Annotated in this window: 21 protein-coding genes; 7 read left to right on the forward strand and 14 right to left on the reverse strand. The window is 69.1% G+C overall.

What is annotated here, in order from left to right; all coding sequences use genetic code 11:
• From Q8Q85_13980 to Q8Q85_14005, 6 genes are all read right to left on the reverse strand, one after another.
• The coding region (locus Q8Q85_13980; GenBank protein ID MDP3775368.1) for a thiamine pyrophosphate-dependent enzyme at window positions 1-650 on the reverse strand (650 nt) is incomplete at its 3' end.
• A 64-nt stretch (window positions 651-714) separates the two neighbouring features.
• Window positions 715-2,049: an amidohydrolase family protein gene (locus tag Q8Q85_13985; GenBank protein MDP3775369.1), complete on the reverse strand. Its 1,335-nt coding sequence runs from the start codon at window positions 2,047-2,049 to the stop codon at window positions 715-717.
• Between the two features lie 41 nt (window positions 2,050-2,090).
• The gene (locus Q8Q85_13990; protein MDP3775370.1) at window positions 2,091-3,164 is read right to left on the reverse strand and encodes a serine/threonine-protein kinase; all 1,074 of its coding nucleotides are present in this window, start codon (window positions 3,162-3,164) and stop codon (window positions 2,091-2,093) included.
• Complete coding sequence (locus tag Q8Q85_13995; protein MDP3775371.1) at window positions 3,161-4,630, reverse strand: diguanylate cyclase; 1,470 nt, start codon at window positions 4,628-4,630, stop codon at window positions 3,161-3,163. Before Q8Q85_13995 ends, Q8Q85_13990 begins: the two co-directional genes overlap by 4 nt.
• Window positions 4,627-5,610 carry a threonine/serine dehydratase gene (locus tag Q8Q85_14000; GenBank protein MDP3775372.1) on the reverse strand — a complete coding sequence of 328 codons (984 nt, stop codon included), beginning with the start codon at window positions 5,608-5,610 and terminating at the stop codon, window positions 4,627-4,629. Before Q8Q85_14000 ends, Q8Q85_13995 begins: the two co-directional genes overlap by 4 nt.
• Window positions 5,611-5,668: 58 nt before the next feature.
• Window positions 5,669-6,595 (reverse strand): LysR family transcriptional regulator, encoded by a 927-nt coding sequence (locus Q8Q85_14005; protein ID MDP3775373.1) that lies wholly within the window; start codon window positions 6,593-6,595, stop codon window positions 5,669-5,671.
• Window positions 6,596-6,689: 94 nt separating this feature from the next.
• On the opposite strand from Q8Q85_14005, the gene Q8Q85_14010 reads away from it, so the two are divergent.
• From Q8Q85_14010 to Q8Q85_14025, 4 genes are all read left to right on the forward strand, one after another.
• Window positions 6,690-7,295, forward strand: coding sequence for a methyltransferase domain-containing protein (locus Q8Q85_14010; GenBank protein MDP3775374.1), 606 nt, complete (start codon window positions 6,690-6,692; stop codon window positions 7,293-7,295).
• A gap of 48 nt (window positions 7,296-7,343) precedes the next feature.
• Window positions 7,344-7,469: a hypothetical protein gene (locus Q8Q85_14015; GenBank protein MDP3775375.1), complete on the forward strand. Its 126-nt coding sequence runs from the start codon at window positions 7,344-7,346 to the stop codon at window positions 7,467-7,469.
• 133 nt (window positions 7,470-7,602) lie between these two features.
• Window positions 7,603-8,742 (forward strand): MFS transporter, encoded by a 1,140-nt coding sequence (locus tag Q8Q85_14020; GenBank protein ID MDP3775376.1) that lies wholly within the window; start codon window positions 7,603-7,605, stop codon window positions 8,740-8,742.
• A gap of 1 nt (window position 8,743) precedes the next feature.
• Window positions 8,744-10,405 (forward strand): hypothetical protein, encoded by a 1,662-nt coding sequence (locus Q8Q85_14025; protein MDP3775377.1) that lies wholly within the window; start codon window positions 8,744-8,746, stop codon window positions 10,403-10,405.
• A 40-nt stretch (window positions 10,406-10,445) separates the two neighbouring features.
• On the opposite strand, the gene Q8Q85_14030 is transcribed toward Q8Q85_14025, so the two are convergent.
• The 3 genes from Q8Q85_14030 to gyrA all read right to left on the reverse strand — a co-directional run bounded on the left by Q8Q85_14030 (window position 10,446) and on the right by gyrA (window position 14,247).
• Window positions 10,446-11,312 (reverse strand): hypothetical protein, encoded by an 867-nt coding sequence (locus Q8Q85_14030; protein ID MDP3775378.1) that lies wholly within the window; start codon window positions 11,310-11,312, stop codon window positions 10,446-10,448.
• Window positions 11,313-11,392: 80 nt separating this feature from the next.
• Window positions 11,393-11,761, reverse strand: a complete 369-nt coding sequence (locus Q8Q85_14035) for a cupin domain-containing protein (protein MDP3775379.1) — start codon at window positions 11,759-11,761, stop codon at window positions 11,393-11,395.
• Window positions 11,758-14,247, reverse strand: a complete 2,490-nt coding sequence (gene gyrA, locus Q8Q85_14040; GenBank protein ID MDP3775380.1) for a DNA gyrase subunit A — start codon at window positions 14,245-14,247, stop codon at window positions 11,758-11,760. Before gyrA ends, Q8Q85_14035 begins: the two co-directional genes overlap by 4 nt.
• 190 nt (window positions 14,248-14,437) lie before the next feature.
• Here gyrA and Q8Q85_14045 point away from each other — a divergent pair, with 190 nt between their 5' ends.
• Both Q8Q85_14045 and Q8Q85_14050 read left to right on the forward strand, forming a co-directional pair.
• The gene (locus Q8Q85_14045; protein ID MDP3775381.1) at window positions 14,438-14,692 is read left to right on the forward strand and encodes a hypothetical protein; all 255 of its coding nucleotides are present in this window, start codon (window positions 14,438-14,440) and stop codon (window positions 14,690-14,692) included.
• A complete protein-coding gene (locus tag Q8Q85_14050) occupies window positions 14,689-15,126 on the forward strand; it encodes a PIN domain-containing protein (GenBank protein ID MDP3775382.1) in 438 nt (145 codons plus the stop codon). The genes Q8Q85_14045 and Q8Q85_14050 overlap by 4 nt, the downstream gene beginning before the upstream one ends.
• Window positions 15,127-15,269: 143 nt before the next feature.
• Here the strand turns inward: Q8Q85_14050 and Q8Q85_14055 are convergent, their stop codons facing one another.
• Genes Q8Q85_14055 through Q8Q85_14070 form a run of 4 tightly spaced genes read right to left on the reverse strand, consistent with a single transcriptional unit; the run spans window position 15,270 to window position 20,455 of the window.
• The gene (locus tag Q8Q85_14055) at window positions 15,270-16,202 is read right to left on the reverse strand and encodes a DUF1684 domain-containing protein (GenBank protein ID MDP3775383.1); all 933 of its coding nucleotides are present in this window, start codon (window positions 16,200-16,202) and stop codon (window positions 15,270-15,272) included.
• A 56-nt stretch (window positions 16,203-16,258) separates the two neighbouring features.
• A complete protein-coding gene (locus tag Q8Q85_14060) occupies window positions 16,259-17,002 on the reverse strand; it encodes a hypothetical protein (GenBank protein MDP3775384.1) in 744 nt (247 codons plus the stop codon).
• 15 nt (window positions 17,003-17,017) lie between these two features.
• Entirely contained in the window at window positions 17,018-18,055 is a 1,038-nt protein-coding gene (locus tag Q8Q85_14065; GenBank protein MDP3775385.1) for a zinc-binding dehydrogenase, read from the reverse strand.
• Window positions 18,056-18,085: 30 nt separating this feature from the next.
• On the reverse strand, window positions 18,086-20,455 hold the full coding sequence (locus Q8Q85_14070; protein ID MDP3775386.1) for an Ig-like domain-containing protein: 2,370 nt from the start codon (window positions 20,453-20,455) through the stop codon (window positions 18,086-18,088).
• Between the two features lie 438 nt (window positions 20,456-20,893).
• Here Q8Q85_14070 and Q8Q85_14075 point away from each other — a divergent pair, with 438 nt between their 5' ends.
• Window positions 20,894-21,094, forward strand: coding sequence for a hypothetical protein (locus Q8Q85_14075; GenBank protein ID MDP3775387.1), 201 nt, complete (start codon window positions 20,894-20,896; stop codon window positions 21,092-21,094).
• Between the two features lie 6 nt (window positions 21,095-21,100).
• Here Q8Q85_14075 and Q8Q85_14080 read toward each other — a convergent pair.
• On the reverse strand, window positions 21,101-21,420 hold a 320-nt coding region (locus Q8Q85_14080; protein ID MDP3775388.1), incomplete at its 5' end, for a hypothetical protein.

The raw sequence follows: 21,420 nt of genomic DNA on the forward strand, positions 1-21,420 counted from the left end.
GTGCCCAGGGCGACCTGGTTGTTCTGCACGATGAAGATGGCGGGGACCTTCTGAACCGCGGCGAAGTTGAACCCCTCGTGCGTCACGGCCGCCTTGGTGGAGCCGTCGCCGATCCACGTCATCGCGACGCGCTTCTCGCCGCGCAGCTTCGAGGCAAGCGCGATCCCGGCGATGACGGGCACCATGTCGCCAACGTGGGAGATGGGCTGGAGCACGCGGTACCGCATCGCGCCGTGGTGAAGATCGCGGCCGTGCGAGGGCGAGTCCGCGGTGCCGAGGTAGCTACGAAAGCTGTCGGCGACCGGCATCCCCATCTCGGCGCACGCGCCGGCGTTGCGGATCATGGGCGCGACGATATCGAGCGTGCGGTCGAGCGCGTGAACCGGTCCCACCGTCGCGGCTTCCTCGCCGGTGCCGAGCCACGCCTTGGAGATAACGCCGGTGCGTACCCAGCGCTTCAAGGCCACATCGTGAAGCCGGGTGCGGACCAGCCCCGCGTACAGCTCCAGCAGCGCCGTCTCGTCCAGCGAGTCCACGATCGTCCGGCGCGCGGGGTCCTGGCGCGCCGTCGTCCCGAACTCGGAGACCAGGGCTTGATCCGGCTTCCACGAGACGTACTCGGGCGGGTCGTAGGCGGGGTAGCGTTTCACGCCGCGGGAGCCGGGAGGCGGGAGCCGGACCTTCCGGTGCGGCACCAAAGGTACGGCTCCCGGCTCACGGCGAACGGCTCACGAATACCTCGCCGCCTTTCATCACGAACACCGGCCGCTGCAACGTCGTGATGTCGGCGAGCGGATCGCCCGCGACCGCGACGATGTCCGCGAACTTCCCCGCCTCTATCGAGCCGACGTCGTGCTCCATGCCTAACAAGGTGGCCGCGTTCATGGTGCCGGCCTGGATGGCCTGCATCGGCGTCATCCCGCCCATCTGCACCAGCAGCTCGAACTCGCGGCCGTTCTGGCCGTGCGGGTAGACGCCGGCGTCGGTGCCGAGGGCGATGCGGACGCCGGCGCGGGTCGCGACGCGGATGCCGCGCTGCATCGCCTCCCACGCCCGGCGCCCCTTGGCCGCCGCCCACGGCGGCAGCCGCGTCTCGTTGCCGGGTCCGCCGACGGAGTAGCCGGCCATCAGCGTCGGCACCAGCCAGGTGCCGTGCTCGACCATGATCCGGGCCGCTTCCTCCGTCATGAAGGAGCCGTGCTCGATGGAGTTCACGCCGGCACGCGAGGCAGCGATGATGCCCTCGGTGCCGTGGGCGTGCGCGGCCACGCGGCGCTCGAGGAGGCGCGCCGTCTGCACCACCGCGCGCAGCTCGTCCTCGTCGTACTGCTGCACGCCCACCGCGTCGCCCTGCGAGAGCACGCCGCCGGTGGCGCAGATCTTGATGACGTCGGCGCCGTACTTGACCTGGAGGCGGATGGCCTGCCGGATCTGGTCCGGCCCGTCGGCGATGCCCTCCAGCGCTCCCGGCTCCCGGCCGAAGATCCCGGGCACGTAGCCGTTGTTGTCGCAGTGCCCGCCGGTGATGCCCAGCGAGTGGCCCGCCGCGAGGATCCGCGGCCCCGGCACGCGGCCCGCGTCGATCGCGTTCCGGAGCGCGATGTCGGCGAAGCCGCCGGCACCCACGTTGCGCACGGTGGTGAAGCCGGCCATCAGGGTGCGGCGCGCCGCGGCGACGCCGTAGATGGCGTCGTCGGCAGGAGCGTCGGTGACGAAGTCGTGTACCCAGTCGCCCTCGCCGATCGGGCGGCCCGCGAGGTGGACGTGCGAGTCGATGAACCCGGGCATCACGGTGGCGCCTGAGAGGTCGATGACGCGCGCGCCCTGCGGCACCGCGACGTTGGGCCCGGCTGCTTCGACGCGCTGCCCGCGTATCACGATGACCGCGTTTCGCAGCGGCGCACCGCCGTTGCCGTCGATGAGAGTGCCGGCGCGGATCGCGACTACCTCCGGCGCCGGCGCCGGCGAGGCCTGTTGTGCGAGCGCCGGAACAGCCGCGGTGAAGAGAACGGCGGCCACCGCCGCCGCCCCCTTACTCACCTTTCTCACCTCATCACCTCTCTCACCTTTATCACCTTTCTCACCTCTTGTCAGAACAGTTTCCCTTTAATCTTGCTCATGAGTCCGCCCGCCGCGCCGCCGGTCGCCTTCTCGAGCGCATCGCCGAGCTCCTTCGCGCTCTGGTACCGGTCGCCGGGGTCGGCCTCGATGGCTTTCATGAGGGCCTTCTCGAACTCGGGGCTGAACTGAAGGTCGGCGCGCGCCTTGCGCAACGGCATCGGCTGGCCGCGCAGCCGCGCGATCATCATGTCCTGCGCGCTCTTCCCCTCGAACGGCAGCCGGCCCGTGAACATCTCGAACGCCACGAGGCCCAGCGCATAGATGTCGGACCGCCCGTCGAGGGGCTTGCCGCGGATCTGCTCGGGGCTCATGAACTCCGGCGTGCCGAGGATGATGCCCGTCGCGGTGAGCTTCGCCATGCCCGGCTCGGCGCGACGCTCCTTGGCGAGGCCGAAGTCGGTCACCACCGCCTTGAGCTTCCCGTCGCTATCGGGGCAGACGAAGATGTTCTCGGGTTTGAGGTCGCGGTGCACGATCTGCTGCTGGTGCGCGAAGTCGAGCGCGTCGCACACCTGCTTCATGAGCGGCACACCCACGTCCACCGGGATCGGCCCCTCGCGCACTTCCTTGTCGGAGAGCAGCTCGCCCTTGAGGAGCGGCATCACCAGGTAGATGAGCCCTTCACCGGTCTCACCCAAACGCATGATGCGGCAGATGTTGGGATGATCGAGCCGCATGGCGAGGCCCGCCTCGCGCCGCAGCCGCTCGGCCGCGGTCTTGTCCTGCGCCAGCTTGGGGGTCATGATCTTGACCGCGACCACCTCGCCGGTCGAGATGTCCTTGGCCTCGTAGACGAACGACATCCCGCCCTCACCCAGCTTGCGCACCACCTGGTAGCGCTGGTCGAGCGTCTGGTTGCGCAGGGTCTTGGCGGGGTCGGCCCCGGTGGCCGGCGGCTTCACCGCCTGGCGGATCTGCGTGGAGCCCGCGGAAGAAGGCGCGTGCACCTCGACGATATCCCCGAGCGGCGACCCGTCCTTGGGACAGAACTTGGCGTCGCCGGTGTAGACCGAGCGGCACTTGGGGCAGCGCTTCTGGCTCACATGCGCACCAGGTTGCGGCCGTCGGCCTTGGCGCGGTAGAGCGCCGAGTCGGCTACGGCCAGGAAGGATTCGGGCGACGTGGTTTTCTGGTCCGGGAACGACGCCACGCCGATGGACACCGTGACCCTGAGCGGCTGCCACCCCTCTCCGAACGGATGCTCCTGGATGCGCTGGCGCATGCGCTCGGCGAAGATCATGGCGCCGTGCCCGGCGGTCTCCGGCAGCACGATCACGAACTCCTCGCCGCCGTAGCGCGCCACCGCGTCCACCGACCGCACCTCGCGCCTGAGGAGCTCGCCGAGCTGCCGCAACACCGTATCTCCTACGAGGTGGCCCATGGTGTCGTTGACCCACTTGAAGTGGTCCAGGTCCACCATGAGGATAGTCAGCACGAGGCTGTAGCGGCGCGCGCGGTCCAGCTCCCGCTCCAGCGCGCCGATCAGCGCCCGGCGGTTGAGGCAGCTGGTGAGGGCGTCGGTCGCCGCCAGCTGCTCGAGGCGCTCCCGATCCTCCACGACGTTGGCGAAGTCGTGCGCTTTCTCCAGCGCCGCGACCGCCGCCGTGATCACCGAGTCCGCGAACTCGGCGTTCTCGTCGGTGAGCACCGGCTCGTCCAGCATCGAGCGCAGGTAGAGCACGCCCGTCTGTTCCTCGCGCATCCGGAACGGAAGCGCCACGACCGACCGGGTCACGACCTCCATCCCGTCGCGCGACCAGATGCCGCGCGCCTCCTCGAACAACGGGTCGCTCGCCACGTCGGTCACGATCACCGAGTGCCCCGTCTCGAGCGCCTTGAGGATCTCGGGGTAGCGCGACAGCTCGACGCGAAGGTTCCGCAACATGGGGTTCTCGAACGCCGCGACCACCGTGCCGTACTGGTCGCCGGGCTTTGCCAGGACGATCGAGCACTTGGAGATCCCCAGCGCGCGCGCCACCCGGCGCAAGAGGATGTGGTAGATCTCGTCCGGCTTGAGCGAGTCGGTGACCTCGTGGAGGATGTCCACGATCGACGCGCTCTGCTTGAGATCCGCCTTGACCGCGGTGATCTCCGCATTGGCCGTCCGGAGCTCGCGCCCGCGCTTGAGGTGCGCCTCCACGCGGGCCAGCAACTCCTTCATCCGGAACGGCTTCGCCACGAAGTCCGACGCGCCTATCTCGAACGACTTCACCGTCCCGTCCTCCGGCGGCATCGACGAGATCATCAGCACCGGTAGGTCGCGCCACCTGGGCTCGGCGCGGATCCGCTCGAGCAGCTGGAGGCCGTCCACCTTGGGCATCATGATGTCGAGCAGCAGCAGGTCCGGCAGCTCGTCCGCCATGCGCTCGAGCAGGTTCTCGCCGCCCGGCACCGCGGCCACCTGGTAGCCGTGCTCCTTGAGTATCCAGGTGAGCGTTTTGACCAGCGCGAGGTCGTCGTCCGCGACGAGCACCTTCGCGCCGGCCACCGAGCTCGGGACCGCGGTCACCGCGACGGGGCCTCCAGCAAGGCCCGCAGTCCCTCCCACTCGACGTTGCCCCCCGAGAGCACCGCGACGACCGGGCCCTTCACCGCGCCCTTGGGCCGGGAGAGGAGCCAGGCGAGCGTCGCGGCGCCGGACGGCTCCACCACCAGCTTGAGCCGGTCTAGGGCGAACCGCACCGCCTCGCGCATCGCGCCGTCCGCGACCGTATCCGCGCGGTCCACGAAGCGCGACAGGTGCGCCCAGTTGAGCTCGCCCACCGAGAGCGTGATCAGTCCGTCGGCGATGCTGTCGGTACGCTCCAGGGTCACCCGCGTCCCGGCCGCCTTCGACTTCGCGAGTTTCGGGGCACCCTCGGGCTCCACGGTCACGACCGTCGTGCCGGGAGAGAGCGCCTTCACCGCCGCCGCCACCCCCGCCGAGAGACCACCGCCACCCACCGGAACGACGACCGTCGCGGCGTCGGGGCAGTCTTCCATGATCTCGAGGCCGACCGTCCCCTGCCCCGCGATGATCGCCGGATGGTCGAACGGCGGCACCACCGCCAGGCGATCGCGCGCCGCTATCTCCATCGCGCGCTCGTACCGGTCCATCGACGTGCGGCCCGCGAGGACGACCTCGCCGCCCAGCCGCTCGACTCCCGAACGCTTGGCCGCCGTCACCGTCTCGGGCATCACGATGACCGCGCGCAGCCCGAACCGGCGCGCGGCGTAGGCGACCGCCTGGCCGTGGTTCCCTGAGGAGTAGGTGATGACGCCCGTCGCGCCTTCGCCGGCCAACTGGTTTACCAGCGTGTACGCCCCCCGAAGCTTGAACGCCCCCACGCGCTGCAGGCTTTCCGGCTTCACGAACACGGCCACCCCAAGCCGCTCCGACAGGTCGTCTACGGGCAGCAGCGGCGTGCGCACCGCGACGCCGACGAGGCCGACGGCGGCCGCTCGAATGGCGTCGAGGGAAACGAGCTCGGGTGGGGCGGAAACAATCACGCGAGCACCAGCTCCTGAAGAATCGCCAAACTACGCCGCGAAACAGAGCACGGCAAGGTCACGACGCCGGCACCGGCACCAGCGGCTCCGCGCCGCGCGTGAGCTCCGCCCTGAACTGGCTGGCGGCGGGTGCGAGCCGCGCATCCGGATGCACGACCACCGCAAGATAGCGGGTGAGGTCGAGACCGGCGACGCGACGCACGCGGGCCTGCCGCGGTTCTGTCACCGCCAGTTCGGACACCACCGACGGACCCAGCCCCGCCATCACCGCCTGGAGGATCGCCTCGGTGCTGCCCAGCTCGAAGAGCACGTTCAGCGAGTGTCCGTGCGCCGCGAGCGCCCGCTCCAGCACCTCGCGCGTACTCGACCCGCGCTCGCGCACGATGAGCGGCTGAGCGGCCAGCGCCTCGGCGTCGATCCTCGCCTTGAAGCCCAGCGGGTGGACCGCCGGCGTCACGACCACCAGCTCGTCCCGGCGGAACGGCGTCACGACGAGGCCGAGCTGCTCGCTCGTCTCACCGATCACGCCGAAGTCGACCGCACCGCGGAGCACCCACTCCTCGACCTCACGAGTGTCGCCGATCCGCAGCACCAACTCGATTTCGGGGTGCCTCGCCCGGAACTCGCCGAGGAGCCGTGGCAGTAGGTACGTCCCCGGCGTGGTGCTCGCCCCGATCGCTACCCGGCCGCGACTCAGCCCGATGGTCTCCCGCACCGCTGCCTCCGATTCCTCGACGAGGCGCAGCACGCGGCGGGCGTATTCCACGATCATGCGGGCGAGGTTGGTGAGAACGATGCGGCGGCCCACCTTTATGGTGAGTGGGATGCCGAAGTGGCGCTCGAGGGCGCGCAGGTTCTGGGAAAGGGCCGGCTGGCTCATGCGGCCGGCCCGGGCCGCCGCCGTGACCGAGCCGTGCTCGGCGAGAGCGACCAGCAGCCGCAACCGCTTGATGGTAAGAGGTGAGTCTTCCTGTGCTTTAATCATAAGTTATGCCTATGTTATCGCTAACATATGCGTATTTGACGTTATGGCAATGGCGAGCAAGGTTGCGGCCAATCCCGAACCGCCGAGTCAGACGATGACCGCCACACCCGCGATCACTGAGCACGCGCTGGAGAGCGCCGTCCTTCAGATGTACAACGACGTCGCCTCGACGCCGGACCAGGAGTACCACTTCTGGACCGGGCGAGCGGCCGCGGAGATGTTCGGGTACCGGTCGGAGTGGCTCGACGGGGCGCCGCCGGCGTCCGTGGACTCGTTCGCCGGAGTCGGCAACCCGCACCTGCACGGCGAGATGGCGCCGGGCCGGACGGTCGTGGACCTGGGCTCCGGCGCTGGCCTCGACCTGTTCATCGCCGCGCAGCGGGTCGGGCCGGGCGGTCACGCGATCGGCGTGGACATGAACGACACGATGCTCGAGAAGGCGCGGGGCCTGGCCGCGCACCACGGGTACGCGCACGTCGAGTTCCGGAAGGGACGCATCGAGGACGTGCCGGTGTCGGACGGTGCCGCTGACGCGGTGATCAGCAACGGTGTCATCAACCTGTCGTTCCGGAAGAAGAATGTGTTCATGGAGGCGTTCCGGGTTCTGCGCCCCGGCGGCCGCGCCTCGCTGGCCGACGTGGTGAGCGACGCCATCATCCCCGAATCCATCAGGAACGACCCGAAGCTCTGGGCGTCGTGAATCGGGGGCGCGCTGCCGGCGAGCGAGTTCGTCCGGCTGCTCGAAGCCGTGGGCTTCGTAGGCGTTGAGCGGCACCCGACTGAGCGGTTCAGCTTCCGGAAGGCGTCCACGCAGAAGGAAGCGGCGAAGTACGGCGTGACCAGCGCGACCTTCACCGCGCGCAAGCCTGCCTGAGGCCACCCTCGATCCGCTGAACGTCGGCCCCCCGAGCCAGATCCGGCTCGGCCTCGGGGCCAACTGGCGCCAGTTCTCGCTCCTCGTCCTGGTCAACGCGTTCGTCGGCGCGATGGTGGGCCAGGAGCGCGCGGTGCTGCCGCTGCTGGCCGAGCGCGACTTCGGCGTCGCGTCGAACAGCGCGCTGCTTTCGTTCATAGCGACCTTCGGGCTCGTCAAGGCGCTCACCAACCTTGCCGCCGGCCACCTCTCGGACCGCATGGGCCGGCGCCGGCTGCTCATCCTCGGCTGGCTGGTCGGCTTCCCCGTCCCGTTCATCCTCATCGCGGCGCCGAGTTGGGGTTGGGTGGTGTTCGCGAACGTGCTGCTCGGGATCAATCAGGGACTGTGCTGGTCGCTCACCGTCATCATGAAGATCGACCTGGTCGGCCCGGAGCGGCGCGGGCTCGCGATGGGGCTGAACGAGTTCGCCGGTTACCTGGCGGTGTCGGCCGCAGCCATGCTGTCCGGCTATCTCGCGGCGCGCGGCGACTGGCACACCGCGCCGTTCTATCCAGGGATCGCGTACGCGACGCTCGGTTTGGTGCTGTCGGTCCTGTTCGTGCGGGACACGAAGGGTCACACGGTTCTGGAGCGCGCCGGCGCGCCGGCGGGCCGGCGCGCGTCGTTCGCGCAGGTCTTGCTGCTCACGAGCTGGAAAGACCGCACGCTCTTCAGCGTGAGTCAGGCCGGGATGGTGAACAACCTCAACGACGGCGTGATGTGGGGACTCGTGCCGGTGTTGCTGGCGGGCGCGCAGCTTTCGGTACGCCAGATCGCGATGGTGGCGGCCATCTACCCGGGGGTGTGGGGCGCCGCGCAGCTCGTGACCGGCCCGCTGAGCGACCGTTGGGGCAGGAAGTGGCTCATCGCGGCCGGGATGTGGACCCAGGCGGTGGCGATCGTGCTGTTCGTGAGCGGGCACGGCATGGCGGTATGGATCGCCGGCGCGGTCACCCTCGGTGTCGGCACGGCGATGGTCTATCCCACCCTGCTGGCCGCCGTGTCCGACGTTGCGCACCCCGACTGGCGCGCCTCGGCGGTCGGGGTGTACCGTCTCTGGCGGGACGGAGGATACGCGGTCGGCGCGCTCGGGGCCGGACTGCTGGCGGACGCGCTCGGCCTTCGCGCGGCGATCCTCGCCGTGGCGGCGCTGACCTTCGCCTCGGGGATCGTCGCCGCCGGCGTCATGCGCGAAACGCTGCCGCGTCGGATGGTCCCACGATACCCATGACGTGACCGACGCGATCCGAACCGCGTCGCGGAGGAAGCCGATGATGATGCGCCCGCTCGCAGCCGGAACGATCGTACTGATCGCCGCCACCCAAACCGCCTGCAACCGCTCCACCGTCCCGCTCTACCCGGACCTTGGGAGCTTGCACCACGCGATCACGACGCGCTCGCCCGAGGCGCAGAAGTACTTCGACCAGGGCCTGCGCCTGACGTACGCGTTCAACCACGCGGAAGCGATCCGCGCCTACCGCGAGGCGGCGAGGATCGACCCCGACTGCTCGATGTGCTACTGGGGCATCGCGCTGGCGTACGGGCCCAACATCAACCTGCCGATGGACTCGGCGGGAGGCGCGGCCGCGTACGAGGCGATCCAGCAGGCGGTCCGGCTGCGGGGCGCCACCGGCGGGGCAGAGGGGGCGTACGTCACGGCGCTGGCCAGGCGGTACGGGCCCGGTCCCACGGCCGATAGGGCGGCGCGGGACAGCGCGTACGCCGCCGCCATGGGCGACCTGGCGCGCCGGTATCCGGAGGACGCCGACGCGGCCACGCTCTACGGGGATGCGATGATGAACCTCCGGCCGTGGAACTACTGGACCCGCGACGGCCGACCGCAGCCCGGGACGGCCGACATCGTCGCGGCGCTCGAGCACGCCATCGCGCGTGATTCGACCAATCCGGGCGCGTGCCACCTGTACATCCACGCGGTCGAGTCGTCACCGGATCCCTCACGCGCGGTCCCGTGCGCCGAGCGCCTGGCTTCGTTGATGCCGGGGGCCGGCCACCTGGTGCACATGCCGGCGCACATCTACATGGTCTTGGGCCGCTACGCGGACGCGATCACGGCCAACGAGCATGCCGTTCACACCGACGAGGTGTACCTCGGGGGACAGCGTCCTCAAAGCTTCTACCCGATGATGTATTACCCGCACAACATCCACTTCCTCTCGGTTGCGTCGAGCTTCGATGGCAAGAGCGCCGAGGCGATCCGCTCAGCGCGTCAACTGGTGACGAAGGTCCCGCTCGAGGCGCTGCGCGATGCACCACCCCTCGAGATGTTCCTACCCATACCGCTTCTGGCGCTGGTGCGCTTCGGAAGGTGGGAGGAGATCCTGGCGGAGCCGGCACCCGACAGCTCGCTGCTGTATTGGCGAGGCATCCGGCACTACGCACGCGGCGTGGCGTTCGCGGCGACGAACCGGCCGGCTGAGGCCGCCGGCGAGTACGACAGCCTCGCCGCCCTCGCAGGCAGCATGCCACCCGACGCGATGGTCGGGATAAACGCTTCGCGTACGGTGTTGACGCTGGCACAACACGCACTGGCCGGTGAGCTGGCGTCACGGCGTGGTCGCACCGCCGAAGCCGTTCGCCACTTCGAGGAGGCGGTCCGTATCGAGGACGGGCTGACCTACGACGAGCCGCCAGCGTGGCCGAATCCGGTCCGTCAGTCCCTGGGCGCGGTGCTTCTAGAAGCGAGGCGAGCGGCGGATGCAGAGCGCGTGTACCGGGAGGACCTGCGGCGGCATCCGGAGAACGGCTGGTCCCTGTTCGGGCTGAAGGCGTCGCTCAGCGCCCAGGGGAAAACCGCGGCCGCGGACTCGGTGGACCAGCGCTTCCGCCGCGCGTGGGCCCGGGCGGATGTGACGTTGACGGCGTCACGCTTCTGACGAAGTACGCCCTAACGGGCCAGCGGGCGCGCCGCCGCGCCTAGTTCCTTCTGACGATCGCCGGCCCGTTGGTGGTCACCACCCGCACCGTCGGCCCGCCACTGCCGAGTGTCGTCGTGATCCGCCGCCCGCCGATGCGGCCCATCAGGGTGATGGGGAAGTCCACGCTCATCGGCCCGTTCACCGTGCCGGTCTCCAGATTGGCCGAGTAGCCGTCGGGAACGGTGAGCACCACGGGCCCGTTCTGCGTCTCGGCGTCGAGCCCGGCGCCCTGCCAGCGCGACCCTTCCAGAACGACGCTGAGCGGCCCGTTCTGCGCGTGGGCGCGCACGTCACCGGCCACGCGCTCGAGACTCAGCGGCCCATTCACCGCGCGGAGCCTCATCACCCCGTCCACGTCCTCGACGCCGACGGGGCCGTTCTCAGTGTCGAGCGTGAGATCGGTGTGGCTCGGAACCAGGATCTGGTAGCTCACCGACCACGATCCGCCGCGCCGGAACCCCGGCCCTTCGGCGCCCACGGTGCCGCCGGACGCCTGGATACGGATGTGGGACGCCAGCTCGCGGGCCTCGTCCTCCGAGTCCCCGTGCGCCTGGATCTTGACGATCACGTGTACGCTGTCCCGGTCCCAGCCGCTGACGCTCACCCCGCCGTTGGGGCCCGCGTCCACGGTGAGGGACCGTCCGGCCCCCGACCGCCACCCGATCTCGCGCTGCTCGCAAAAGACCGAGCGTCGGCGGCTGGATCGCTCCCGGCAGTTGGAGAGCCAGTGGTCGTCATCGCGATGGGAGGGGTGGCGCTGCGCCACCAGGTCGGTGGCGGACACGCTCATCGCAAGGAGAAGCGTGGCAACGAGATAGACGCGTGACGGTGACGGCATCTTGGTCCCCAGGTTGAGGCGGTTCACCAATTAGACAGCCCGAGAGTCCCAGGGGTTGGCAAGGAACCCTAGCATCGGCTGTTGTCCGTTGGCCGTCGGCGGTCGGGTCACAGACGATCGAGCTCATCGAGCGTCTTCTCGTCGCGCACGTTGCCGGTATTGAGCGTGCCAGCCGGCTCGAAGAGCATGATGTGGACCTCTTCCTCCGCCACCGGCCGGTGCTCCACGCCGCGCGGCACGATGAGGAACTCACCTTCCTCGAGCCACACGTGGCGGTCGCGGAACTCCATCCGGAAGCGCCCCTTCACCACCAGGAACAGCTCGTCCTCCTCATCGTGGTGGTGCCAGACGAACGGCCCCGCGAATTTCGCGAGCTTCACCTCCTGCCCGTTCAGCTCGCCCACGATCTTGGGCTTCCAGTGCTCGGTGAAGAGGCTCAGCTTCTCGGCGAGGTTCACCTTCTCCGGCCGGCTCACTCGGTGGCACCGGCCTCCAGCGGCTCCTCCGCACCCTCCTCCTCTCCACCTTCATCCTCCTTCACCACCCGCGCCACATCCTGCACCGTGTCCCCTTCGTCCAGATTGATGATCTTCACGCCCTGGGTATTGCGCCCGATGACCCGCATGTCGTTCACCGGGAGCCGGATGATCACGCCGTGCCGCGTGATCACCATCAACTCGTCGTCCGGGATGACCTCCTTGAGCGCCACCACGTCGCCGGTCTTGTCGGTGCGCCGGAGCGTGATGATGCCCTTGCCCCCGCGGTACTGCACCCGATAGTCCGCCAGCTCAGAGCGCTTGCCGAGGCCGAGCTCGGCCACGACGAGGAGGGTCGCCTCGCGGCGGATGATCACCATCCCGATCACGGCATCGCCCTTCTCCAGCTCGATACCCTTCACGCCGGTCGTGGCTCGGCCCATCTCGCGCACGTCCTTCTCGTGGAACCGGATGGACATCCCGTGCCGCGTGGCAAGGACGATGTCGTTGGTGCCGTCCGTCACCTGGACGTCGATCAGCTCGTCGCCGTCCTCGATGTTGATGGCGTTGAGGCCGGTGGTGCGCACGTTCCCGTAGGCCGACAGCGCGGTCTTCTTCACCGTCCCGGCGCGCGTCACGAACATGAGGTACTTGTCGTCGGCGAAGTCGCGCACGTTCACCAGCGCGGCGATCCGCTCGTCAGGCTTGATCGCGATGCAGTTGACGATGGGCTTGCCCTTGGCCGCACGGCCCGCCTGCGGGATGTCGTACACCTTGAGCCAGTACACCTGGCCGCTCTGGGTGAAGAACATCACGTAGTCGTGGGTGGACGCGATGAAGAGGTGCTCGACCCAGTCGTCTTCCTTGGTCCCCATCCCGTTGAGGCCGCGCCCGCCGCGCCGCTGCCGCCGGTAGGTGGAGACGGCGATGCGCTTGATGTAGCCGGAGTGGGACACGGTGACGACCATGTCCTCTTCGGCGATCAGGTCCTCGACGGAGAACTCCCCCTCGTCGGCGACGATCTCGGTGCGCCGGTCGTCGCCGAAGTCCCCCGCGAACTTCTCGATCTCCTGCTTCAGGATGCCCAGCCGCCTGGGCTTCGAGGCGAGGATGGACTTCATCTCCTTTATGAAGGCGAGGACCTCCTTTAGCTCCGCCTCCAGCTTCTCGATCTCGAGGCCCGTGAGCTTGGCGAGGCGCATCTCGAGGATGGCCTTGCTCTGCTTCTCGGTCAGCTTGAAGCGCGCCCGGAGCTTCTGGTCGGCGTCGTCGGTGTCCTTGGACCCGCGGATGATCTTGATGACGGCGTCGATGTTGTCGACGCAGATCTTGAGGCCCTCCAGGATGTGCTCGCGCGACTCGGCCTGATCGAGGTCGTACTGCGTCCGGCGGGTGATGACCTCGTGCCGGTGCTCGACGAAATGCGCGATCAGCTCCTTCAGGTTCATCACCCTGGGCTGGCCATGGGCCAGCGCCAGCATGATAGCGCCGAAGGTGGTCTGCATCTGGGTGTGCTGGAACAGGTTGTTCAGCACCACCAGCGGCACCGCGTCGCGCTTCAGCTCGATCACGACCCGCATGCCGTCGCGGTCGCTCTCGTCCCGGAGGTCGCTGATCCCCTCGAGCTTTTTCTCCCGCGCCAGCCGCGCGATGTGCTCGACGAGCCGCGCCTTGTTCACCATGTAGGGGATCTCGGTGACCACGATCTGCGACCGGCCGGTGGATTCCTTCTCCTCCACCTGGGCCCGAGCCCGCACGATGACGCGCCCGCGGCCCGTCTCGTACATGTCCACGATCCCCTGCCGGCCGTAGATGATGCCGCCGGTCGGGAAGTCGGGCCCGGTGATGAACTTCGCCAGGTCCTTCGCGGCCGCGTCGGGGTTGTCCACCAGGTGGGTGACGGCCTTCGCCACCTCGCGCAGGTTGTGGGGCGGGATGTTGGTCGCCATCCCCACCGCGATGCCCGCCGAGCCGTTGATGAGGAGGTTCGGCACCAGCGACGGCAGGACCGTCGGCTCCTGGAGCCGGTCGTCGAAGTTGGGGATGAAGTTGACGGTGTTCTTGTCTATGTCCTGCAGCATCGCGATGGCGATGCGGGTGAGCCGCGCCTCGGTGTAGCGGTAGGCCGCCGCCGAGTCGCCGTCCACCGAGCCGAAGTTCCCCTGCCCATCCACCAGCGGATAGCGCAGCGAGAAGTCCTGCACCATGCGCACGAGAGACTCGTAGACGGCCGAGTCCCCGTGCGGGTGGTACTTACCCAGCACGTCGCCGACGACGGTAGCGCTCTTCTTGAAGGGGCGCCCGGGGACGAGGCCGAGCTCGTTCATCGCGTAGAGAATGCGGCGGTGGACGGGCTTCAAACCGTCGCGCACGTCGGGCAAAGCGCGCGCGACGATGACGCTCATCGAGTAGTCGATGAACGACTCGCGCATCTCGTCTTCTATGAGTCTGGGGAGGATCCGTTCGCGCTGATTTGGTGCGGTCACCGTGGCCTTGGGGTGAGGACTGATAAATGTATACGATTGAGAGGCTTAAGTCAACTCGTCGTGACGTCTAGTGTCGCAGTGATGGCTTCATGATGGCGGCATAGTGCAGCACGACGCTGGCGCGGCCGTTCCGAGGCCACCCGTGGCCGCGCGTTGACATCTGATGCGTTCTTGATTAGCATCACGCATCATGGCCAGGACCACGCTCAATATCGACGACATGGTGATGCGAGACCTGAAGCGCATTCAGCGGATGGAGCGCAAGCCGCTGGGTCAACTCGTGTCCGAGCTCTTGGTGCTAGGCATCGAGCAACACGGGCGCCCGGGTCGTGTCTCCGAGCCGCCACCGTTCAAGTGGCACAGCCAGCCCATGGGCTTCAAGATCGACCTCGAAGACAAGGAAGCCGTGTGGGCGCTGCTCGATCGCGAGGACTTGGCCGAGTGACCTGTTCGCTCGACGTGAACATCCTTCTGTACGCATCGTCGCAGGATTGCCCGGAGCACCGGGTCGCTCGGCCATTCCTGGAGAAGCTGCTCGCGAGTCAGGACCTGCTCTGCCTGTCGTGGGCCACGCTGTCGGGCTATCTCAGGCTGGTGACGAACCCGGCGGCGACGGCGACCCCACTGACGTCCGACCGGGCGACCGAGAACATCTCCGCGTTGCTCGACCGGCCCCGGACCCGGGTGCTGGTCGAGGAGCCCGACTTCTGGGAGTCGTTCCGTGGCCTGATGATCCAGCACCGGGCCCGCGGGAAGCTGGTGCCCGACGTGCACCTCGCGGCGCTGCTGCGGCAACACGGGGTGAAGACACTGTACACGCACGATCGGGACTTCCGCCGCTTCGACTTCCTCGACGTCCGGGACCCGCTGGCGACGTGATGTTCACCGCACCAAGGCGCCCATCGTAACATGCGGCGCGGCGGCCGGCCATCCGCCGTGCTCGCGGTGCTGGTCCCCGCCCTCGGCATCGCCGTCTTCCTGCAAGGGGGGAGGCCTTCCCGCGCCCGCACGAGTCACGGCATTCAGTGCGGCTTCGTTTCTCCCGCCGTCACGGCCAGCGCGAGGCGGTTTTCGCGAGGCGGCAGCGGACAGGTCGCGAACCCATTGAACGCGCACGGCGGATTGTACGCGCGGTTGAAGTCGAGCACCGTCCACCCCGCGGCATCCGGCAGCGGCACGTGGATGTACCGGCCGGCGCCGTAAGTGGTCCGCGCGTTGGTCGAGTCGCCGAATAGGACCCATAGGTCGTGCTCGCTCGGCTCGTCGAAGGCGAGCAGCCGGTACTCCCGCCCCTCCACCCGGAACACCAGCTCGCCGGGCACCTCGAACTCCATCTCGCCGCCGGTGATGTCGGGGACGCGGTGATGGCGCGGGACTCGGACCCGCTCGAACCGCGCGGCCAGCCGCCACCGCTGCTCGACCGAGAACGCGGGTACGCCGGTGAACGAGCGGCGGGCCGCGGCCTCCTCGTCCCACACCCGCAGCCACGCCCGGCCCTGCACCGCGTGGATGCGCAGGCGCAGCGGGCCAAGCAGGAGGTCGGTGGGTCCGGCGCTATCGGCGTCGGGGCGCAGGTCGAGCGGGCCCGCCACCGGAGGGTTCCCGGCCACCGAATCCACGCGGAGGAACCGGACGCCAGCCGCCGGCTCGAGCCACACGCGATCGCCGGTGCGCACCAGCCGGCCCGCGAGCGCGGGTCCCCGGCCCGGAGGCAGCCTCACCGGCAGACTGGGGTCCGCGCCGAACGCGCTCGCGCCTTCGGGTAGGGCCCCCAGGGCAACCAGCGCGAGCCAGCCGGTCGGCCCGGTGAGCTCGGCGCGACGCTGCTCGCGGAACGTGTCGATCTCCGTGCGGTGGGCGGCATCGTCGAGGGGAGGCGGGTCGCGCCACTCGCGGGCACAGGCGAAGGCGGCCACGAGGCAGAGGCAGGAAACGACCGGTGGTATTCTCGGCATGGGACTCGCCTCTGAGATAGCGTGCGCGCCCGGCAGCGGCAAGGCGGGATCCTGGGCTAGTCCGCCGCCTCCCGGGATCCCGCGTCGGCGGCCGGCGGCTCGGCCGGCCCGGGCGCGGGACGCTCATCGGTGGAGCGCCGATCCTGCCCCTTCCGTCCGACCTCATACCATCGCCGCGTAACCTCGCCGGCCAGGTGGGTGTTCCCGATCCCGAAGGCGAGCGCGACGGCTAGCGCCACCGCGCCGAGGATCAGGGTGAACGCAGTGGTCACGATGTCGGCGGCGACGCCCACCTGCTGGAGCGCCATGAACACCGAGATCATGATGACGACGCCCTTGGCCACCTTGGCGAGGGTGGGCACGCCTTCCACGCCGCCGGCGGAGGCCAGGATCAGGGCCCGCACGAACTCGCCCAGGATGAGGCCGAGGACGATGACGATGATAGCGGCGAAGACGGTGGGGATGTAGCCCACCAGGTTCGCGAAGACGTCGTTGATGTTCTCGACGCCCAGCGCCGACGACGATAGCAGGATCACGACCAGCATCACGAACCAGAAGAGGAGCTTGCCCACGACGCGGGTGGGTCCTTCCCGCGTTCCGGTTCGCTCGACCGCCTCGGTCACGCCCCATTTGGCGGCTTCGCGGTCGAAGTGAAGGCGGGCCAGCATGGCGTCCACCAGGCGCTCGACCATCCGCGCCACCAGGAAGCCGGCCATGAGGATGACCAGGGCGAGCAGGAGCCCTGGCAGCACATGGACGATCTGCATGAGACCGGCCTTAAGCCGTTCGAACGGTTGCACGATGCCTCCCGGCCCTTACGCCGCGACCTGCACCACAATCTTGCCGAACTGCTCGCCGGACGCCATCCGCTCGAAGGCGCGGCGGGATTCCGGCATCGAATAGACCCCGTCCACTACGGGCCGCAGTTCGCCCGCGGAGAGGAGGCGGGTGATCTCCGCGAATTCCCGCGCGTTCCCCATCGTGGAGCCCATGATGGTGTGGTGATACCAGAAGAGACGCCGCACATCCGTCTGAACCAGCGGGCCCGAGGTGCCGCCGCAGGTCACCAGCCGGCCTGCGGGGGCGAGGCATTTGCAGCTGGTCTCCCAGGTGTCGGTGCCCACCGAGTCCACCACCACGTCGGCGCCGCGGCGCTCGGTGATCCGACGGACGTCACGCAGCACGTCGCTGGTCCGGTGATTGATGGTCGCGTCGGCGCCAAGCGCCCTGGCGCGCTCGAGCTTGGCGTCGCTCGAGCTGGTCGCGATCACCCGGGCACCAATGCGCTTCGCGATAGCCAGCGAGGCGAGCGCGACACCGCCCCCGATGCCCCAGAGCAGCACCGTCTCGGAAGGCCGGAGCGCGGCTCGGGTCGTGAGCATTCGCCACGCGGTGAGGAACACGAGCGGAAACGCGGCCGCGTCCGTCCAGGGGACCCGTTCGGGGATCGGATAGACGTTCGCCTCGGGGACTCGCACCGCTTCGGCGATGGTTCCGGGGATGTGCTCGCCGAGGAGACGATAGGTCTTGCAAAGCGACTCCTCGCCGGCAAGGCAGTACTCGCACGAACCGCAGGAGACACCGGGATTGAGGATGACCCGATCGCCGGGCTTCACTCGCGTCACCGATGGTCCGACCGACTCGACGATGCCGGCGCCGTCGGAGCCCACCACGTGGGGGAAGTCGTGGATGACCCCGGGGAGGCCACCCAGCACGAAGAGGTCGACGTGGTTGAGCGCGGCGGCGCGAACTGCGACGACTACGTCGTGCGGCGATTCCGGCGCGGGACGGGGCACGTCCTCGACGCCCAACTGGTCCGGGCCGCCGTAGGCCCGGATGGTGACGGCGAGCATCGGAGTGCTGGTCCTGCGGGTGGCGCCGCGCTAGCGCGGCGTGGCTGGCCGGAAGGCGGGCCCGGCGAGGCGCTCGTCGGGGCCGGACGGCAGGGGGGTCATCTGGCCGGTCGCGATCGTGAAGAGCATGACGCGCGCGGTGGAGTTCCGGCCACTGCCCTGCTCGATCGCGAGCGCGAGGGTCGCCTGGTCCGCGGACACGCTGAACGCGCGCACGAAGGTGCCGTCCTGGGTGACGGGGGCCTCGGCGCCGGTGGTGGTGTCGATCCGGTACACCTTCTGCGTGTTCGAACCCTCGTCGCGCAGGAAGTAGATGTGCCGGCCGTCCGCCGAGTAGGCTGGCGAGCCGTCGCGCCGGGGGCTCGTGGTGAGCCGGCGCTCTGCCGTGCCGTCGATGTTCATCTCGTAGATGTCGTAGTTGCGCCCGCCCGGAGAGGACTCACGCAGCGAGACGAAGACGATCTTGCGGCCGTCCGGCGACACGTTGGGCGAGGTGTTCGACACCTGCCCGCTCGTCAACGCGCGCGCGCCGGTGCCATCGCGGTTCACGATGTAGATCTGCGCACGGCTGGCGCGGGTCGCGTCATACACGATCTGCTCGCCCGCCGGCCGCACCCACGCCGGAGAACCGACCACCGCTGAGTCGCGAGTGATTCTCCTAGCTTCGGAGCCGTCGGCGTTGGCCACGTAGAGCTGGAAGTCACCCGAGCGCGGACCGGGCGCGGCCACGTAAGCGATGCGCGTCAGGTCCGGCGACCACGCGGCCTGCGATTCCAGCGCGCTATCGCCGGTCACCGGCACGGCCGTCGTGTCGCTCATCATGAATAGGTCCCAGCGGCCGGCGCGCTGCGCGGAGACCAACATGTCGCCGACGATGAACACCTCCACGGCGATCGTCGAATCCCAGGGCGCGCGTGCGGTCAGCGTCGCGTGGCCGAGCCGCCCGGCGACGACCTGCCCATCCTGCACGCGGGCGACGGAGTCGCTGGAGGACGTCCACGTGATGTCGGTCGCGGGCCCAATGGGATGCTGTTGGTCGTCGAGGAGCTGCACCGCCAGGGGCACCCGCTCTCCCACGCCCAGACCGAGACGAGCCCGCGGCACAGCCAGGCCGCCCGCCACGACGCGGATTCGCCACCGCTTGGTGACGCTCGAGTCCCGGCCCACCGGCGCGCTCACCGACATCGTGGTCTCGCCCACGCGCAGACCGCGAACCGTCGTGTCGGCCGCATCGAAACGGACGACGCTCGAATCGGGCCGCGTCCACGTGAGCGGGGCCTCGGGCACGGCCGAGGTGTCGTCGGCCATGGCGCTGACCTGGAGCGGCAGCATGCCGCCGATCGCGATCGTCACGACAGAGTCGGCCGGGGTCGCGGCAAGCGCGACAACCCGGCGGTGAACGTTTATCGTGACCGTGATCGGCTCGTAGATGTAGCTCTCGGCCGTGATGCGCGCGGTGCCGGGCTGGAGCGCCTCGACGACCGGGCGCACCAGCCCGACGCGCACCACGCCTGGGTTGCTCGACGAGAACTGGAGGAGGCCCGGCGCGATGAATGGGCGGTCCTCCTGCTGCGGCACCACGATCCGGAGCGTGTCCGTCGTGCTGGGCGACATCGAGATCTCGTTCCGCTCGAAGCGTACCGCGTCGGCGCGCACGTCCACCGTGACGGTCCGCGGCGGCACGCGCGGGCCCTGGACCAGTACCCGGACGACCGCGCGCCCGGTATCGGTCCCCACGATGATGACGCCGAACGAGTCCACGCTGGCGATCCGGGCGCCGGCCGAATCCACCTCGAAGACGATGCAGACTCGCGACGCGGTCGTGTCCCCGCGCACGGTGCGATAGTCAAGCCGCCGCACCTCGCCCCGAACCAGCAAGAGGCGGAGCGGATTGACGTACAGGGCCTCAGGGACGCCGCTCCCATCGGGCTGGCGCTCCCAGGCCGCGCAGCCCGGCCCGGTGGGCCGGTTTGGGACAGCCGCGACCGGACGAGGCGGAGGCTCCGACTCGGCGCGGGTCGGGGGCGTCGCACCGGCCGGCGTCACCTGGATCGTGGCTTGGCCGGACTTGGCCGCGGCACCGGCGCCGGTGCGCGCCGTGATGATCGCCACTCCGGGGCCCATACCCGTTGCCATCCCGTTGTTGTCAATCGTGGCGACGCGCGGGTTGTTCGAAGTCCAAGTGAACGTGGCGTCCGCGCAGGGGTTACCCGTAGCGTCGTAGCCCGTAGGGAGGAACGGACTCTGTTGCCCGACGCGAATCTGAGCGTCCGGCGGTGAGATCTGAACCTCGCTCGGCCGGCAACGGCGCTGCGCTAAGGCCTCCCCGGGGGCGAAACCGACCCCGGCGGCCACAGCCAGCAGAATGATCCCAGCGCGCACCGGCAGAGCCCTTTCCATAAGTGGGGAGGGAATCTAGCGTTCCCAAGCCCGTCCCGGCTAGAAGGGGACCCGGGGCGCCCAGTGCGGACACCCCGCCCAACCGCCTTCGGCTCTGGCAAGCCTCGTGCCATCCTCCCTACCGGAGACGCTCGGCCCCGCCACGACAGCCCACCCCGCTGAGGCTACGCCGATGTGAACCGCACCGGCTTGGGCCTCCGGCGGGCCGAAGCGCATCTTGCGAAGCGGCCGGGCGCGCGCAATGTATATGCCCGTACACCAGCGGCACGCGCGTCACAACCGTTGTTGGGAGGGAGTGTCATGTTCGCTGATGATATTACGGGGGGCGGCTGGGACATGCCGAGCTCGAGTCCTACGCCGGAGCGGGAGTGGGCGCCGCCACCGCCGCCGCCACCGCCACCACCGCCGCCGCCCGCGGCCGCTCCAATGAAGCCCGCCATGCCGGCGAAGCCGAAAGCCAAGAAGGCGGCCAAGAAGAAGAAGGCGCCGAAGAAGAAGGCCGCCAAGAGGAAGCCCGTGAAGAAAAAGGCGGCAAAGAAGAAGGTCGTGAAGCGGCGGCCGGCGAAGAAGGCCACCAGGAAAGCCGCCAGGAAGGCCGCGAAGAAGAAAAAGAAGAAGGCGGGAAGAAAGAAGAAGTAGACTTCGCTAGAAAACGTCTACGGTTCCTTCGATCACGCTTCGCGCGCGGTCGGCGATCTCATCCAGCCGATCGCGCGCGACGGGTTGGACCGCCAAGTCCGCCGGGGCGCGATCGAGCGAGTAGATGTGTACGTCCGTGGGCCGGACCCGCTCCAGCCAGCCAAGCCATTCGGCGACCGACTCCTCGGAGCTGCAATCGAAGCCCGGGCCCCGGACGAACATCGCCTGCACGATCACGTCCTTCAGCTCCCGGTAGCTCCGGACCAACGGCTCGCGGTCGTAAGCCAGCCCGTTCACCGTTCCCGTAGGGCCGGGGTCGAGCTTCA

This window comes from Gemmatimonadales bacterium (assembly GCA_030697825.1).
Lineage (GTDB): Bacteria > Gemmatimonadota > Gemmatimonadetes > Gemmatimonadales > JACORV01 > JACORV01.